This is a genomic window from Methylotenera mobilis 13 (assembly GCF_000384255.1).
Classification (GTDB): domain Bacteria; phylum Pseudomonadota; class Gammaproteobacteria; order Burkholderiales; family Methylophilaceae; genus Methylotenera; species Methylotenera mobilis_B.
The window spans coordinates 1,037,759-1,054,057 of sequence record NZ_KB913035.1; the positions used below are offsets into that span (position 1 = coordinate 1,037,759).

Genomic DNA, 16,299 nt, shown 5'->3' on the forward strand with positions numbered 1-16,299 from the left:
GACAAATACTACTGTAAATAAAATAATGCCTACCGCTAAATCTTTCTCTTTAAGCAGTTTAAACACGCAGGCTTATCGTTTTTTTAGATGGGTGCTACCGCCAATTTTTGGATTGTTCTTGCTGGTTGTGATTTGGGCCTTAATTTCAGAGAAAACACCAGAGTTGCCAGGGCCAATTAAAACTTGGGCCTCAGCGGTTGAGTTGTTTAGTGACCCGTTTTATGACCACGGTATCAATGATAAAGGGGTGGGTTGGAATATCCTGGCATCATTGCAACGTGTTGGTTTGGGTTTTGGTTTAGCTGCACTGATTGGAATTCCGCTTGGTTTTATCATTGGTCGTTTTGAGTTTATTTCAAGAATGACCGCACCAGTGATTAGTTTGTTACGTCCGGTCTCTCCACTTGCGTGGTTGCCGATTGGGCTTCTGGTGTTTAAAGCGGCAAATCCAGCAGCGATATGGGTAATCTTTATTTCGGCAGTATGGCCCATGATTATCAACACGGCAGTTGGTGTAGGTAAAGTGCCACAAGACTACATGAACGTGGCTAAAGTGTTGAACTTAAGTGAATGGAAAATCGTGACCAAAATACTGTTTCCGTTTGTGTTGCCTTATATGATGACCGGTGTGCGCCTTTCTATCGGTGTTGCATGGTTAGTGATTGTTGCAGCAGAAATGCTAACGGGTGGCGTTGGTATCGGTTTCTGGGTGTGGGATGAGTGGAATAACTTAAATGTTGAACACATCATCATCGCGATTTTTGTTGTAGGTATTGTTGGTTTATTGCTTGAGTTAATTCTCACGCAAATTGCTAAACGATTTAGCTACGAATAACCCATTTAAATATCCTTTAGGAACGATCATGGAAAAAGCAAACGCTGACAAATATGTACAATTAGAGCACGTGGATATGACCTTTCATACCAAAAAAGGGACATTCAATGCACTTAAAGGTATTAATCTTAATATTAAAGAAGGCGAGTTCATTTCAATTATTGGGCACTCTGGTTGCGGTAAATCTACAGTGCTGAATTTAATCGCGGGCTTGTTACAACCATCTGAAGGCTTGTTATTTTGTGCGGGCCGTGAAATTGCAGGACCGGGACCTGAGCGAGCCGTAGTGTTCCAAAATCACTCTTTATTACCATGGCTAACTTGTTTTGAAAACGTGTATCTCGCAGTAGAACGCGTATTTAGCACCGAGACCAAAGCACAACTTGAGGCGCGCACGCATGCCGCTATCGAGTTGGTAGGGCTGTCACACTCTAGCGACAAACGACCTAATGAAATATCAGGTGGGATGAAGCAGCGTGTTGGCATTGCCCGCGCTTTGGCCATGGAGCCCAAAGTGCTACTGCTGGATGAGCCATTTGGTGCGTTAGATGCGCTCACTCGCGCTAACTTGCAAGATGAGTTAATGAAGATTATGGCGAAGTCAGGTTGTACAGCAGTGATGGTAACGCATGATGTGGATGAGGCTGTGTTGTTATCAGATCGCGTAGTGATGATGACGAATGGTCCAAGTGCAACTATCGGTGAGATACTGGAAGTTAACTTACCACGTCCAAGAGCACGTTTAGAATTAGCTGAAGATAAAGAATACAACCATTTACGTAGTGAAGTATTGCGCTTCTTATATGAGCGCCATGCTAAGAAATCGGCATAAAAGACACTGATTTAAATTTACTACATCAATATTATTATTTAAAAAAGGGATTAACATGAAAACCAAAACAGTATTCAAAATGAATATGGTCATGGCCTGTACTGTGCTAGCATTGGCTGGTATGGCACACTCAGCTTACGCAGCAGAGGAAGAGGCCGTTGCTGAATATACATTTTTAGATGCGATCAAAGACGGCAAGCAAATGACCAACTTCCGTTTACGTTATGAAAATGTGAACCAGGAAGCATTTAGTAGCGGTAGCAAGCTTAAGACTGGCGAAGCATTTACTTTGCGTAGTTTAATCGGTTGGCAAACTGCACCATACAAAAATTTTAGTATTGGTGCACAAATCACCGACGTACATGAGTTTAACGATGACTTTAATGATCGTAGAAACAATCTGTCAGAACACAGCAATGGTGGCGCAGCAGGTGCTGGTCTAAATAAAGCGCAATATCCAAATATTGTAGACCCTGGCTTTACTGATATTAATCAACTTTATGTGGATTGGACTGGTATCAAAAACACTAAAGTACGCTTAGGCCGCCAACAGCTCAACTTAGATAATGTTCGCTTTATCGGTGACATTGCATTTAGACAAAATATGCAAGTGTTTGACGGTGTTTCTGTATTGAATAAGAGCATTCAAGATGTGGAGCTTTTCGCAGCTCACTTTGATAAAGTGCGTCAAATTACGACCAAAGACCGTCATGGCAATATCGATATCGTGAATGCAAAATACCGCATTTCGCCTTCAGAGTCGTTGGTTGGTTACGGCTATTTAATTGATGTCGCTAACTTGGGTCAAAACAATGGTAATCCAGCCGCAATCGGTACTGCTGCACAAGGTGGTAACGGTCTTGGTGCTAGCCAAGATACGACTAAATCAGCAACTACGGATGCTAGTAGTAAAACTTTTGGTACACGCTTAGATGGTGTACGTGCAGTTAACCCTGATTGGAAAGTATTGTACACAGCAGAATACGCTAAGCAAACAGATATGAGTGGTGGTAGTCCGTTAATCGACGCACACTATTTCAAATTAGGTGGTGGTGCGGCATACGGTGCTTGGTCTGTTCGTTTAGATCATGAAAAGCTTTCTAGTAACGATGGTCAGTATGCATTTCAGACGCCATTAGGGACTAACCATCTATTCCAAGGTTGGGCAGATCACTTTCTAGCAACGCCACGTCAAGGGATGGAAGATACCTTTGTCACAGTAGCTGGTGCTATCGATAAGGTGAAACTTTATGCTGAGTATCATGTGTTCAAGTCTGATGTTAAATATCAGTCTACCGGCGGGCGCTTGGGTGACAAATACGGTAGCGAATTTGACATCAGTGCAACTTATCCTTTCAGCGATAAGGTGTTAGGGAAAGTTGAATATGCAAACTTTAATGAAAGTGATATTTATGGCACTACTTTACAAAATGCCGCACGTAAGGGCGACAAGGAAATTATTTGGGTAACTGGCATGTACACATTTTAAGTCTTAGCGATAAGTAAAATTGCCTACAAAAAGTGCAATTAAAAATAATGCACCATTATGGAATTCCATAATGGTGCACTGGCACTGTTAAAGAGCCCATTGTAATAATATGGTTATTGTGTAGTGAAAATAAGTATCTGTTTTGAATAGAAAAAAATATTTTAATGAATTGTTAAAGTTGGCATGATTACTGCCTATATGTGAGCGAAACGACAATTTAGATTAATTGATGGTGAAAACATGCAAAAGATGAAATTAGTAGTAATTGGTAACGGTATGGCCGGGATGCGTACAGTAGAAGAGTTGCTGAAAATAGCACCTGATCTTTACGATATCGCCGTGTTTGGCGATGAACCTTACCCTAATTACAACCGCATTATGTTGTCTCCAGTGCTTGCAAATGAGCAAACGATTGATGACATCATTTTAAATACCAGAGAATGGTATGCAGAGAACAATATCACCCTGCACACAAGTGCGCGGGTGAATAAAATCGATCGTAAAAACCGTGTGGTTTATACAGAAGACGGTATCAGTGCTGAATATGACCGACTCTTAATCGCGACAGGCTCTAAGCCGTTTATGCCACCAATCCCAGGCAACGAGTTTGAGGGTGTGTTGGGTTACCGTGATATTAAAGATACGAACGACATGATTGAGGCTGCAAAAGTCTATAAACATGCTGTGGTAATCGGTGGCGGTTTATTAGGTCTAGAAGCAGCAAACGGCTTAAAAATTCAGGGCATGGATGTAACAGTTATCCATAAAAACGAGTGGTTGTTAGAGCGTCAGTTAGATAAAACTGCAGGTGGAATGCTGCAAAAAAATCTAGAAGCTAAAGGCCTTAGTTTCTTATTAAATAAAAATACAGAGCAGTTGGTTGGCGATGAAAAAGGTCGCGTGAAGTCTGTGAGATTTAGCGATGGTCAAGAGATCCCAGCAGACTTGGTAGTGTGGGCAGTTGGTATCCGCCCAAATTACGCATTAGCTGAGTCGGCAGGTATTTATTGCAATAGAGGTATTGTGGTCAATGACACCATGCAAACTTATGATCCACGCGTGTATTCAGTGGGTGAGTGCGTAGCGCACCGTGGTATCTCTTACGGACTTGTTGCACCATTATTTGAAATGGCTAAAGTGTGTGCTACGCACTTGGCTAACTTTGGCATAGGCCAATATAAAGGATCAGTCACATCAACTAAACTTAAAGTAACAGGTATTGATTTGTTCAGTGCCGGTGACTTTATGGGCGGTGATGATACAGAAGAAATTGTTTTGCACGATGCAGTTGGTGGGATTTACAAAAAGCTCATCATCAAAAATGACAAAATCGTTGGTAGCGTGCTTTATGGGGATACCACGGATGGTTCGTGGTATTTTCAGATGTTAAGAGATGGTAAGGCCATCCACGAGATTCGTGATCACCTCATGTTCGGCCAAGATTCACTAGGTAATAGTGGTCATCAAGGCCAAGATAAAGCAGCTTCCATGACCAATGAAATGGAAGTGTGTGGCTGTAATGGCGTATGTAAAGGCACGATTGTTAAAGCCATTCAAGATAAAGGTTTATTCACGATTGATGATGTGAAGAAACAAACTAAAGCTGGTTCTAGCTGTGGTTCTTGCGTGGGCTTGGTTGAGCAGATTCTGGCATCTACTTTAGGTGGTGGTTATGCGCCTCCATCTACAAGTAAAGCAGTGTGTGGATGTACTACAAAGAGCCATGAAGAGGTGCGTGCAGAAATCCGCACCCATAAATACTTGAACATTCCAGATGCTATGCAAGGCATGGCTTGGTCTACACCAAACGGTTGTGCAACTTGCAGACCAGCACTTAACTACTATTTACTTTCAACTTGGCCACACGAGGCAAAAGATGACCCGCAATCACGTTTTATTAATGAACGTGTGCATGCAAATATCCAAAAAGATGGTACATATTCCGTGATTCCACGTATGTACGGTGGTGTAACTACCCCTGATCAGCTTAGAAAAATTGCAGACGTTGCAGATAAATATGCAGTGCCGATGGTGAAGGTAACTGGCGGTCAGCGTATTGACTTACTTGGCGTGAAAAAAGATGACTTGGTCGACATGTGGAAAGACTTAGACATGCCATCAGGCTATGCTTATGGTAAGAGTATCCGTACTGTGAAGACCTGTGTAGGTTCAGAGTTCTGCCGTTTTGGAACACAAAACTCTACCCAATTAGGCATTGATATCGAAAAAGCATTCGACCATATGTGGGCACCACATAAAGTGAAGTTTGCGGTTTCTGGATGTCCACGTAACTGTGCTGAGTCTGGTGTTAAAGATGTCGGTATTATTGGTGTGGATTCAGGCTGGGAAATTTATGTAGGCGGCAACGGTGGTATTAAAACTGAAGCAGCACAGTTTCTATGTAAAGTAAAAACCTCAGATGAAGTCATGGAGTACTCAGGTGCATTTATTCAGATTTATCGCGAAGAAGCGCGCTACTTAGATCGTACGGTGCATTGGATTGAACGTGTTGGTTTAGAGTATGTAAAACAACGTATTCTTGAAGATGCAGAAGGACGCAAAGCGGCATATGAGCGCTTAATTTATGCGTTGCAAGGTGCATCAGATCCTTGGGCTGAGCGTGTGCAAAATCGTGAGCAACATAAAGAATACGAAACTATTACTGTTTAATGCATTGTTAAAGATTAGGAAACAATATAATGAAATCTAGTTTTTGGAAATCAGGTCATACACCGACCTTGCTATCATCTTTTTTATATTTTGATTTAAGCTTTATGGTGTGGGTGCTGTTGGGGCCGTTAGCTGTGCAGATTGCGACAGACCTACAATTGACACCAGCAGAAAAAGGCTTAATGGTGGCAACCCCTGTGTTGGCGGGTGCACTATTACGTATCGTGATGGGTGTTTTAGTTGACCAGATTAAACCTAAAATGGCAGGCTTAATCGGTCAAGTGATTGTGCTTGCTAGCTTATTGGTAGCATGGTTACATGGCTTACAAACTTTCCAGCACACGTTAATGTTAGGTTTAGGACTAGGCTTTGCGGGTGCTGCGTTTGCTGTTGCATTGCCGTTAGCAAGTCGTTGGTATCCACCAGAGCATCAGGGTACAGCATTGGGTATTGCTGGCGCAGGTAACTCTGGTACAGTGTTTGCTGCATTGTTTGCACCTGGTTTAGCCGTGGCATATGGTTGGAATAACGTATTTGGTCTAGCGTTAATTCCATTAAGTATCGCAATGTTTATTTATATCATTTTTGCAAAAGACGCACCTGATGCGCCAGCAGCAAAATCGTTAAGTCAATACGTACAAATTCTTAAAGATAAAGATGCTTGGTGGTTCATGTTTTTCTACAGCGTTACCTTTGGTGGTTTTGTAGGTCTTGCGTCATCTCTTACTATTTATTTCAATGACTTATATGCATTAGGGCCTGTGGTCGCTGGCTACTGTACCGCAGCGTGCGTGTTTGCAGGTTCGCTTGTGCGTCCTTTAGGTGGATGGTTAGCTGACCGTGTGGGCGGTATTCGTACTTTGCTTACAATGTATATATTAGCTTCTGTATTGTTGGTGGTGATGAGCTTTGGTCAGCCAACTTATCAATTGGCGTTATGGGTAATCGTGCCAACAATGGCGATTCTAGGTATGGGTAACGGTGCAGTATTCCAGTTAGTGCCACAACGCTTCCGTAAAGAAATTGGCGTAATGACCGGTTTGGTTGGTATGGCAGGTGGGGTTGGTGGTTTTTACTTAGCATCAAGCTTAGGGATTATTAAACAAGCGACTGGTAGCTACCAAGTTGGTATACTGATTTTTGCAGGGTTAGCTGCTTTGGCTGTGCTTGGTTTAGTTGGCGTTAAAACTCGCTGGCGTACCACTTGGGGAGCAGCAACAACTGCTAAAGTATAGCGCTTGTCTTAACTAACTATACTAAACCAAGTATAAAACTAGGTATAAAAGTCAACTATGTCACTTCAATTCACTGTGGGCCAATCTAGCCTTACTGGCCCTAGATCACGTAATGAAGATTATGTTGGCTTAGTAACGCCATCAGGTGAGCAATTGAGTGTAAAAGGTGCACTTTTTGCAATCGCCGATGGCGTAAGTGGCAATGCTGGCGGTGGTGAAGCTTCTGAGATGACGGTGCGTACCGTCACGACAGATTACTATGCCACACCAGATACTTGGGAGCCGCTTACTTCTTTAGATAAGGTGCTAACGGCTGCAAACCGTTGGCTCATTGCACAGGCGAATGCGAATAGTGATATGGTGGGGATGGCGACAACCTTGTCATTGCTCGTGTTGCGTGGACAGCGCTACTATGCAGCGCATGTGGGCGACACCCGTATCTATCTACTGCGAAATGGCGTGCTGAAACAACTGACGACTGACCACGTTTGGGACAGACCTGATATGCGTCATGTTTTAAAGCGCGCAGTTGGTTTAGATCGACATCTAGAAGTAGACTTTTCTGAAGGAGCATTGCAAGAAGGTGATGTGTTTGCTTTAATGAGCGACGGCGTGTGGGACAGCGTAGGCGAGCAAACTATCCATAAGCTTTTGGGCTTATACAATAACCCTCAAATGATTTGCGATCATCTCACTAAAACGGCGATTGAAAAAGGCAGCCAGGATAATTCTACTGCAGTTGCGTTAAGAGTTACCGCATTAGGTGAGGATACCTTATTAGAGCTTTTAGCAGGTGGTAAGCACCTTACAGTACCTGATAAGTTAAGTGTGGGTGCCCATATTGACGACTTTGAAGTACTTGAGTTGATGTATGAGTCACGAGCTAGTTTGCTGTATAAAGTGAGGCATACGACAACTAAGCAACTGTTTGTATTAAAAACCCTGCAACCAGCATTAGCAACAGACACGGAGAGTTGTCATGGCTTGCTGAATGAGGAGTGGTTAGCAAAACGGGTGGTTTCTCAGTACGTGCCCCAAGTGTTTCCAGTTTCAGTTGAGAAGCGAAGCAAGCTTTATTATGTGATGAGCTGGCATGAAGGTGCAACCTTACAACAAAGATTAGATAGCGGACACCACTTTACGGTAGCTGGTATTCTTAAAGTTGGCATCGATATGATGCGCGGTATTGGTGCCTTGCATCGTCTAAATATTGTGCATAGAGATATTAAACCTGCTAATGTGCATCAAGGCAGTGATCAGCGACTACGTATCCTAGATTTAGGCGTTGCATCGAGCATGCAAACAAATAAATCAGATGTGGTACAAAATCCAGGCACACCTAGTTATATGGCGCCGGAATTGTTTGAAGGTGAAACGGCAACGCCTCAGAGTGATATTTATGCGGCAGGTGTTACGCTGTATCATTTACTAACACGTAAATATCCACATGGCGAAATTGAGCCTTTTCAGCATCCTAAGTTTGGTAGCCCTACGGCACCGACCAGATACCGCCCGGATATTCCATATTGGTTAGAAAATATTGTATTAAAAGCAATTGCAACAGACCCTAAAGTGCGGTTTGAAACAGCTGAGGAAATGCTAATCGCACTAGAACATGGTGAGTTAAAGCCTATTTTGCCACCAGTACGTACACCTTTGATTGCCCGCGCTCGGTTAGTTAAGTGGCAATGGATAGCGATTTTTTCGTTAATCTTAAATTTTTTATTGATTTATTTGTTAGTAGTTTCGTGATTAATCTAGATATAAAGGTAGGACAAAAATGAGTAATTGGGTAAGAGTTGCACCTCTTGAAGAAATCCCTAAGTTAGGCGCACGTGTTGTGCGCAGTAAAGATATTGATATCGGTGTGTTTCGTTTAGAAGATGACCGTATTTATGCTGTGAATAATAGTTGCCCACACAAAGGCGGCCCACTATCAGAGGGGATTGTGTATGGTGACAAAATTGCTTGTCCATTACATAGCTGGAAAATCAGTTTAGTCGATGGCAAAGCTGATGAGCCAGATGAAGGTGCGACAGCATGTTTCAATACTAAGATTGAAGATGGCGTAGTTTATTTAGAATTAAAAGAGTAATTGATTTGATTAAGCAAACTAAAAGTACTTGTTGTTACTGCGGCGTTGGCTGCGGGGTGATTATTCATTCTGAAAATGACAAAATTATCGATGTTAAAGGTGATCCACAACATCCAGCAAACTTTGGACGTTTGTGTACCAAAGGGTCAACACTACATCTATCAGCTAAGCTGGATAATCGACTTCTGTACCCTGAGATACGCACGAATCGTGATTTACCTCGGAAGCGAGCGACATGGGATGAGTCACTCAACTTAGTGGTTGAGAAGTTTGCAACATTAATAGAAACACACGGTCCTGATAGTGTTGCTTTTTATATTTCTGGGCAATTGCTGACAGAAGATTATTATGTCTTCAATAAATTAGCCAAAGGCTTGATTGGTACCAATAATATTGATACAAACTCAAGGCTTTGCATGAGCTCAGCCGTTGCCGGTTACAAGTTAACGCTTGGCGCTGATGCTCCGCCGGCTTGTTATGAAGACATTGATCATACTGATTGTTTATTTATTGCCGGCTCTAACACTGCATTTGCACATCCGATTATTTATCGTCGTATTGAAGATGCAAAAGAGAAGAATCCTAATTTAAAAATAGTCGTCGTCGATCCACGCCAGACGGATACCGCTAAGGCAGCAGATTTGCACTTAGCAATCTTGCCGGGTACGGATGTGGCGCTGTTCAACGGTATGTTGCATGTCATGTTATGGGAAGGCATGTTAGATAACGCCTATATTGATGCCTATACCAATGGCTTTGCTGAGCTCAAAGAAACTGTTCGTGAATATACGCCTAAAATGGTGGCCGATATTTGCGGTATTAAAGAAGCAGACATTATTACTGCAGCAAAGTGGTTTGGTAAAGGCCCAACGCTTTCTATGTACTGCCAAGGCTTGAATCAGTCGGTAAATGGTAGCGATAAAAACGCAGCCTTGATTAATCTGCATTTAGCCACAGGTCAAATTGGTAAACTCGGAGCAGGGCCGTTCTCATTGACTGGCCAGCCTAATGCGATGGGTGGGCGTGAGGTTGGCGGAATGGCTAACTTGTTATCTGGTCACCGTGACTTAGCTAATCCAGAGCATCGTGCTGAAGTCGCTAGTTTGTGGGGTATTGAAAGTGTACCTGATGTACCAGGTAAGTCCGCTGTTGATATGTTTAAGGCAGTTAAAGATGGCAGTATTAAAGCAATCTGGATTGCCTGTACAAATCCTGCACAGTCTATGCCTGATCTTAATGAGGTATTAGAAGCGTTAGAAAATGCTGAGCTAGTGGTTGTGCAAGATGCCTTCGATAATACTGAAACTTGCCAATATGCTGATGTCTTACTACCAGCTAGCACATGGGGTGAAAAAGAAGGGTCGGTTACCAATTCTGAGCGCCGCATTACACGTGTTAATCCTGCTGTCATCCCACCAGCCGAAGCACGCCATGATTGGGCAATTGTTGTAGATTTTGCACAACGTTTAGAACAAAGACTCGCAAAAAATACCAAGTTGTTTCCATACGCGACAACTGAACAGATCTTTGATGAGCATCGTGAAACTACGCGCGGGCGAGATTTAGACATTACTGGCCTCAGCTACACATTACTTAATGAGCAGGGCCCGCAACAATGGCCGTTTAAAACTGGTGATGTAACAGGTAAGGCACGTTTGTATGCAGACGGTGTGTTCCAGAAGCCTGATGGGAAAGCACAGTTCCTGAATGCTACTTATAAAGGCACTGCAGATAAAACAGATGCACGTTATCCACTGCACCTATTGACGGGTCGTCTACGCGACCAGTGGCATGGTATGAGTCGTACTGGTAATGTTGCGCAGTTATTTAACCATGCAGAAGAGCCTGTGATTCATATGAGCGCTGATGATATGATGCGCCGCTCCATTAAAAATGGAGATATTGTCAGAGTGAGCAATAAACGCGGTAGCTTGGTATTACCTGCTCAAACGTCAGATGAGGTGAAACCCTCCCAGACCTTTATTCCGATGCACTGGGGTAGCCAGTATATGCATGGTTTAGGCGTTAATGCATTAATGCCTTCGGCTTATGACAAAGTTTCTAAGCAACCCGAGCTTAAGCATACTGCGATTAAGTTAGAAAAGTTAGAACTGCCCTGGCGCATGACCGTGATGCGCACGATACATAATCTAGAAGTGTTGCAAAAGTTAAAAGGATTTTTATCTCATTTTGAGTACGCTAGTTGTGGCTTGTTTGGGCGTGAGACAGAAAACCATTGTGGCATGCTCATCCTAAGAGCAGCGCACACAGAGGCACCTGATGAGCAAGTGATTCAGGACATCGATGCGCTGCTGGGCATGACGGGGGATGCTCCATTGCTTAATTATCTCGATGCTAAGCGTGGCATCAGTAAACGTATTCTGGTTGAAACCAACTTAGAAAATAAGGCAGAGGTCACTGGGGTTAGATTAGTGGGTGAGACCTTAGCTGCTGCTTGGCTTAAAGATGTCATGGGAACTGGCGAGTTTAGCCCTGAGCTACGTCGCTGGGCATTAGCGCCGTTAAGTGCACCGCCAGCTGGTCAGCGTAGCCGCGGCAAGATTGTATGTAACTGCTTGGATGTTGCAGAGAATGAAATTATCGATAATATTCAATTGGGCGCAGATTTGCTCACATTGCAGAATAAGCTCAAATGCGGTACACAGTGCGGGTCTTGTGTGCCTGAGTTAAAACAGTTGGTGCGCATACATGCTAAACATTAAGGTTAGATGTTAAGTCGACTCACTATATTGGCTGCTGTTTCTTAGCCTTAATGTTTTGGCTTAATAGCGGCTGTCACTAAAATAGAAAAGCGCGCTATGAGCATTCATGGCGCGCTTTTCTATTCATCGTTTCTTGATATCGCAGTGATTGCTGGGTGATAGTTCGACTTTTTTTAAAAGTGTTCTGTGACTAATTTTTTTACCATTGGCGCTAATGCTGTTGGTAAGGTAGTCATCGTGAGGATAAACTGGCGAGCCTCCTTAGAAGTTTTTCTTAAAGACTTCACTAAGATGTCTATGAATTTTGATTCTTCATAGTCGCTGTGTGTCGCAACAAATTGTTCAAGATAATGTTCAAGAAAGACTAGCACGATCACGTCTTCCAATGTTTGTGCTTCACGATCAGTGCTTAACAGTTCCTTTTTCACTAGCACACAAACGCGTTCTATCAGCGAAGTATCATATTCCAGCTCTTTTAAAATGCTTCGTGCGGTATCTGCATGGAACGTTTTTAGCGCATTTCGCCACTGATGGTATCCAGCTTTAGTCATTGGGTAGTCAGTACGAGGTGTTTTCCAACGGCCAATATGCTGACATCTCGCAGCAAGCTGCAAAGCTTCCGATGCGTTTGCTGTGTAACGATTGAGCATTGCTGTCATCCGCTGCGCATAAAGCAACTCTTTTGCATAAGTCATGCCGTCAGCAACCTCTAAGTTAGGGTCCGCCTCATTAAATGCATCGAAGCGCTCAATCGCTTGGGCAAGTTTTGATGAGTTTGAGATATTCATTTGTTGAAGAATGTCCTGATGAATTGAATCTACGTTTTAACATAACCAATGAGTTAACTCTTAGTATATTTCGCTTAAGGTATTTAACCTCTTTAAATTGGGCGATGAGTGAAGTCGGTTGCTAGCATCCAGTTAGGATAAGCCATCTATGCGTTTATCGTGGCTTGCTCAATACGCCAGAGTCAAGCGCAAGGTTGAGTTAATCGTTGATCAATGATTGGTACTGGGATTGCCTGTGGTTAATATTTTTCTGATGCAGTATTGCCAGAAGGGGTGTATGGCGTTTTCTTCAGCCGCTTCGCTTCTTTTAACAGTTCTTCAGCAAGCTTATTTTGCTCTTTTTGCTGCATGCATGATTGCTCAATCGCATTTTTTACTTCTAAAGTAGTGCCTCGGTTGTTGTAAACCTCGTTCACTAGTGCCTGAGCCTGCTCGTCTTGTGCACTTTCCAATTGCTCTTCTTTTGTCTTACCTGTCTGACGAAGCCACATCATTTTTTTTGCTGCATCACCACGTTGTTTACAGTCTGCATCTACTTGATATGGAGATAAATCCCCACTTTTCGCTACAGTACTACTTGCTTTGGCTGCTTTTATTGTCTTACTGTAGTTCTGGTTAGCACAAGGGGTGTCTTGAAAACTATTGCCACAACGATACATTGTGGCAGCCGTTGTCACCTGCGTATAACATAACACCACGCAGGTGGTGATGCTAAGCAAAAATAGTTTCATATGAATAAGCAGTGGGCGTTTTTTGTAATAAATGATACTAACTTATTAGTGGTGGTGGCCGCCTGCACCATGTACGTGTTGGTGCGCTACTTCTTCTTTATTTGCAGGGCGAACATCTTTAATGGTGGCAGTAAATACAACACGCTCGCCAGCCCAAGGGTGGTTTCCGTCAACAATCACCTTGCCGTCAGCAATTTCTGTTACTGTGTATAGTACAACATCACCAGTTTCATCTTCACCTTCAAACTGCATGCCTACTTTTAACTCAGCAGCAGGAAAGGCACTGGCTGGTTCAATTTGCACTAGCTCTTCATCGTACTCACCAAAAGCATCCGCTGGTTGTAAGTCCACAATCACAACATCGCCGACATCTTTACCATGCATGGCTTCTTCAACTTTTGGGAAAATATTGTCATAACCACCATGTAAATATGCTACTGGGTCATTGCTTGATTCAAGCACGTTGCCATCAGCATCTTTAAGTTCGTAAGTCATTGTGACAACAGTGTTCATAGCAATTTGCATGGTGAAATCCTCTACCTAGGTTTTTTAAAAATAATGTTGAAATTTTAATCTATATTTTTGAAATTGCTTAAATGTAGGCAATATTTATTTTCAGGCTTGCACGTTCTTCAGGTGTTTAGCGATTAGTCTATCTAGTGACGCAGCAAAAGCTTGTCTGTCACCTTGGTTAAAAGCTGATTGCCCACTGATTTCTACACCATTACTACGCAGCTCTTCCATTAGGTTACGCATACTTAGGCGTTCCTTAATATTGGCTTCGGTATAGAGTTCACCGCGTGGATTTAGGGCATAAGCCCCTTTTTCAACGACCTGTGCTGCAAGTGGAATATCCGCCGTAATCACCAAGTCTCCAGCTTCTAGCGCAAGCACAATGTGATTGTCTGCGACATCAAAACCACTCGGAACTTGTATGGTTTTAATGTACGCAGAAGGTGGCGTGCGTAAAAACTGATTAGCGACGAGTGTCGTCGTGATTTTTGTGCGCTCAGCTGCTCTAAATAAAATCTCTTTAATCACAACTGGGCATGCATCTGCATCAACCCAAATCTTCATCATTTATATTGCGTTAGCGACCTCTGCCACCAGTTCTTTGTTGGCTGCCTGAATTCGCCGTAGCCCTGTTTTGCTGACCACGCGGAGCATGGCTACGGTTGCCGTTGTTAGTAGGTTTCGGTGCAAATATCGCCGCTTGCGGCATGGCTTGATGTCTAGCCGCCTCAGACATTGGTTTTTGTGATCTAGGCTGAGCAGGTGCAGGCGGTGTACGTTTAGGTTGTTGGCCTTGAGGTGATGCACCATTTTTTTGTGGCGCAGCTTGTCTGCCATTTTCTTGAGGTTTACGACGTTGGCCTTGTTGCGGGCGAGGGGCGCGTGGCGCTTCTGGCTCTGGGTTGGCTGCTGGTGTAAATCCTTCAACGCTAACTCTTGGAATTTCGCGTTTAATCAGTTTTTCAATGTCTTTTAATAACTTAATTTCTTCTCTATCGACTAACGAAACTGCTGCACCACTACTGCCAGCGCGGCCAGTACGGCCAATACGATGGACGTAGTCTTCTGGTACGTTTGGTAATTCAAAGTTAACCACTTGCGGCAATTGGTCAATATCTAAGCCACGCGCTGCAATGTCGGTTGCCACTAATACGCGCATACTACCGTCTTTAAATTGTGCAAGCGCCTTGGTACGAGCGCCTTGGCTCTTATTGCCATGAATCGCAGCTGCCTGAATGTCGTCTTTGATTAGCTTCTCAGCTAAACGATTTGCGCCGTGCTTGGTGCGAGTGAATACTAACACTTGCTTCCAGTCGTGGTGTTTAATCAAGTGGCTCACTAAGTCACGTTTATGTGCTTGTGGCACCATATGTACCGTTTGCTCAACAAGTTCTGATGCTGTATTGCGACGCGCAACTTCAACAAAACCTGGGTTGTGCAGTAAGCCATCGGCCAATGTTTTAATTTCTTCAGAGAATGTTGCTGAGAACAGTAGGTTTTGGCGTTGTTTTGGTAACATCGCGAGTATTTTCTTGATGTCACGGATAAAGCCCATGTCTAACATGCGGTCAGCTTCATCTAGCACTAAAATTTCAATTCCTGACAAATCAACATTCTTCTGATTGGCATGGTCTAGTAAGCGGCCTGGTGTTGCGACTAGAATATCGAGTGGTTTTTTCAGTCTAGCTATTTGCGGATTAGCGTTAACGCCACCAAAAATGACAGTAGAACTCAGTGGTAAGTATTTACCATAAGTTTTTACTGATTCTTCAATCTGTGCAGCAAGTTCACGTGTGGGTGTGAGCATTAAGCAGCGCGGGCGGCTTTTTGCCACTTCTGCTAATGGCTTTTGGCTGAGTAGGTGCAAAATTGGTAAGGTAAAGCCTGCTGTTTTGCCTGTGCCTGTTTGTGCGCCAGCCAATAAGTCGCCACCAGTTAATACGAGTGGAATGGCATTGGCCTGAATTGGGGTTGGTGATGTGTAGCCTGCATCGCTAATTGCGCGCAAGATAGGTTCAGATAAACCTAACGCATCAAAGTTAAGTGTGTTTGTTGTTTCAATAGTCAAAGTGTAGCTCCAGCTTGGAAATTTAGCGAAGTTCTGTATGAGTGGTTGAACGGTTAAACAGCTTGAGGCTAAGTGAAAAATGCCTGACGTAGTATTTTTGTACAGTGTTCAGGTTTATTGCACGATGCTATTTATTTCGCTCGCTGACTTTTTCAGCGCTTCTATCGCCAACCTATCACTATCAAAGCAACACCAATCGAGGGAGGCAACAGTAATCATCATTTATTTGTGTGAATAAAGATGAGAGATAAAAAGACCGCTACGCTGATTGGTTGCGTAGGGCATTAGATTTTTTGTGATTATACGGTAGATTGAAATTA

Annotated in this window: 13 protein-coding genes; 8 read left to right on the forward strand and 5 right to left on the reverse strand. The window is 43.2% G+C overall.

From position 1 onward, the window contains the following. The first annotated feature begins 25 nt into the window (after positions 1–25). From ntrB to A391_RS0105035, 8 genes are all read left to right on the forward strand, one after another. Positions 26–835 (forward strand): nitrate ABC transporter permease, encoded by an 810-nt coding sequence (gene ntrB, locus A391_RS0105000; RefSeq protein ID WP_232416188.1) that lies wholly within the window; start codon positions 26–28, stop codon positions 833–835. 28 nt (positions 836–863) lie between these two features. Then, the gene (locus A391_RS0105005) at positions 864–1,667 is read left to right on the forward strand and encodes an ABC transporter ATP-binding protein (protein ID WP_019897793.1); all 804 of its coding nucleotides are present in this window, start codon (positions 864–866) and stop codon (positions 1,665–1,667) included. 55 nt (positions 1,668–1,722) lie between these two features. Continuing rightward, a complete protein-coding gene (locus A391_RS0105010; RefSeq protein WP_019897795.1) occupies positions 1,723–3,156 on the forward strand; it encodes an alginate export family protein in 1,434 nt (477 codons plus the stop codon). Positions 3,157–3,396: 240 nt separating this feature from the next. Continuing rightward, complete coding sequence (nirB, locus tag A391_RS0105015; protein ID WP_019897797.1) at positions 3,397–5,826, forward strand: nitrite reductase large subunit NirB; 2,430 nt, start codon at positions 3,397–3,399, stop codon at positions 5,824–5,826. 29 nt (positions 5,827–5,855) lie between these two features. Further along, a complete protein-coding gene (locus tag A391_RS0105020) occupies positions 5,856–7,061 on the forward strand; it encodes a nitrate/nitrite transporter (RefSeq protein WP_019897799.1) in 1,206 nt (401 codons plus the stop codon). Positions 7,062–7,118: 57 nt separating this feature from the next. Then, positions 7,119–8,813 (forward strand): bifunctional protein-serine/threonine kinase/phosphatase, encoded by a 1,695-nt coding sequence (locus A391_RS0105025; RefSeq protein WP_019897801.1) that lies wholly within the window; start codon positions 7,119–7,121, stop codon positions 8,811–8,813. Between the two features lie 28 nt (positions 8,814–8,841). Then, positions 8,842–9,156 carry a nitrite reductase small subunit NirD gene (gene nirD, locus A391_RS0105030; protein WP_019897802.1) on the forward strand — a complete coding sequence of 105 codons (315 nt, stop codon included), beginning with the start codon at positions 8,842–8,844 and terminating at the stop codon, positions 9,154–9,156. Positions 9,157–9,161: 5 nt separating this feature from the next. Beyond that, positions 9,162–11,879 carry a nitrate reductase gene (locus tag A391_RS0105035; protein ID WP_019897804.1) on the forward strand — a complete coding sequence of 906 codons (2,718 nt, stop codon included), beginning with the start codon at positions 9,162–9,164 and terminating at the stop codon, positions 11,877–11,879. Between the two features lie 173 nt (positions 11,880–12,052). On the opposite strand, the gene A391_RS0105040 is transcribed toward A391_RS0105035, so the two are convergent. The 5 genes from A391_RS0105040 to A391_RS0105060 form a co-directional block, all read right to left on the reverse strand. After that, positions 12,053–12,667 carry a DUF4202 domain-containing protein gene (locus A391_RS0105040; protein ID WP_019897806.1) on the reverse strand — a complete coding sequence of 205 codons (615 nt, stop codon included), beginning with the start codon at positions 12,665–12,667 and terminating at the stop codon, positions 12,053–12,055. A 239-nt stretch (positions 12,668–12,906) separates the two neighbouring features. Next, on the reverse strand, positions 12,907–13,398 hold the full coding sequence (locus tag A391_RS0105045; protein ID WP_019897807.1) for a hypothetical protein: 492 nt from the start codon (positions 13,396–13,398) through the stop codon (positions 12,907–12,909). Positions 13,399–13,443: 45 nt separating this feature from the next. Next, on the reverse strand, positions 13,444–13,923 hold the full coding sequence (locus A391_RS0105050) for an FKBP-type peptidyl-prolyl cis-trans isomerase (protein WP_019897808.1): 480 nt from the start codon (positions 13,921–13,923) through the stop codon (positions 13,444–13,446). A gap of 90 nt (positions 13,924–14,013) precedes the next feature. After that, positions 14,014–14,475: a YaiI/YqxD family protein gene (locus tag A391_RS0105055; RefSeq protein ID WP_019897809.1), complete on the reverse strand. Its 462-nt coding sequence runs from the start codon at positions 14,473–14,475 to the stop codon at positions 14,014–14,016. A 13-nt stretch (positions 14,476–14,488) separates the two neighbouring features. Further along, entirely contained in the window at positions 14,489–15,979 is a 1,491-nt protein-coding gene (locus tag A391_RS0105060; RefSeq protein WP_019897810.1) for a DEAD/DEAH box helicase, read from the reverse strand. Positions 15,980–16,299 lie beyond the last annotated feature (320 nt).

What these genes read in the sequence shown, in the direction of transcription:
- ntrB (WP_232416188.1), top strand. Translation starts at nt 26, where the DNA reads ATGCCTACCGCTAAATCTTTCTCTTTAAGCAGTTTAAACACGCAGGCT.
- A391_RS0105005 (WP_019897793.1), top strand. Translation starts at nt 864, where the DNA reads ATGGAAAAAGCAAACGCTGACAAATATGTACAATTAGAGCACGTGGAT.
- A391_RS0105010 (WP_019897795.1), top strand. Translation starts at nt 1,723, where the DNA reads ATGAAAACCAAAACAGTATTCAAAATGAATATGGTCATGGCCTGTACT.
- nirB (WP_019897797.1), top strand. Translation starts at nt 3,397, where the DNA reads ATGCAAAAGATGAAATTAGTAGTAATTGGTAACGGTATGGCCGGGATG.
- A391_RS0105020 (WP_019897799.1), top strand. Translation starts at nt 5,856, where the DNA reads ATGAAATCTAGTTTTTGGAAATCAGGTCATACACCGACCTTGCTATCA.
- A391_RS0105025 (WP_019897801.1), top strand. Translation starts at nt 7,119, where the DNA reads ATGTCACTTCAATTCACTGTGGGCCAATCTAGCCTTACTGGCCCTAGA.
- nirD (WP_019897802.1), top strand. Translation starts at nt 8,842, where the DNA reads ATGAGTAATTGGGTAAGAGTTGCACCTCTTGAAGAAATCCCTAAGTTA.
- A391_RS0105040 (WP_019897806.1), bottom strand. Translation starts at nt 12,667, where the DNA reads ATGAATATCTCAAACTCATCAAAACTTGCCCAAGCGATTGAGCGCTTC.
- A391_RS0105045 (WP_019897807.1), bottom strand. Translation starts at nt 13,398, where the DNA reads ATGAAACTATTTTTGCTTAGCATCACCACCTGCGTGGTGTTATGTTAT.
- A391_RS0105050 (WP_019897808.1), bottom strand. Translation starts at nt 13,923, where the DNA reads ATGCAAATTGCTATGAACACTGTTGTCACAATGACTTACGAACTTAAA.
- A391_RS0105055 (WP_019897809.1), bottom strand. Translation starts at nt 14,475, where the DNA reads ATGAAGATTTGGGTTGATGCAGATGCATGCCCAGTTGTGATTAAAGAG.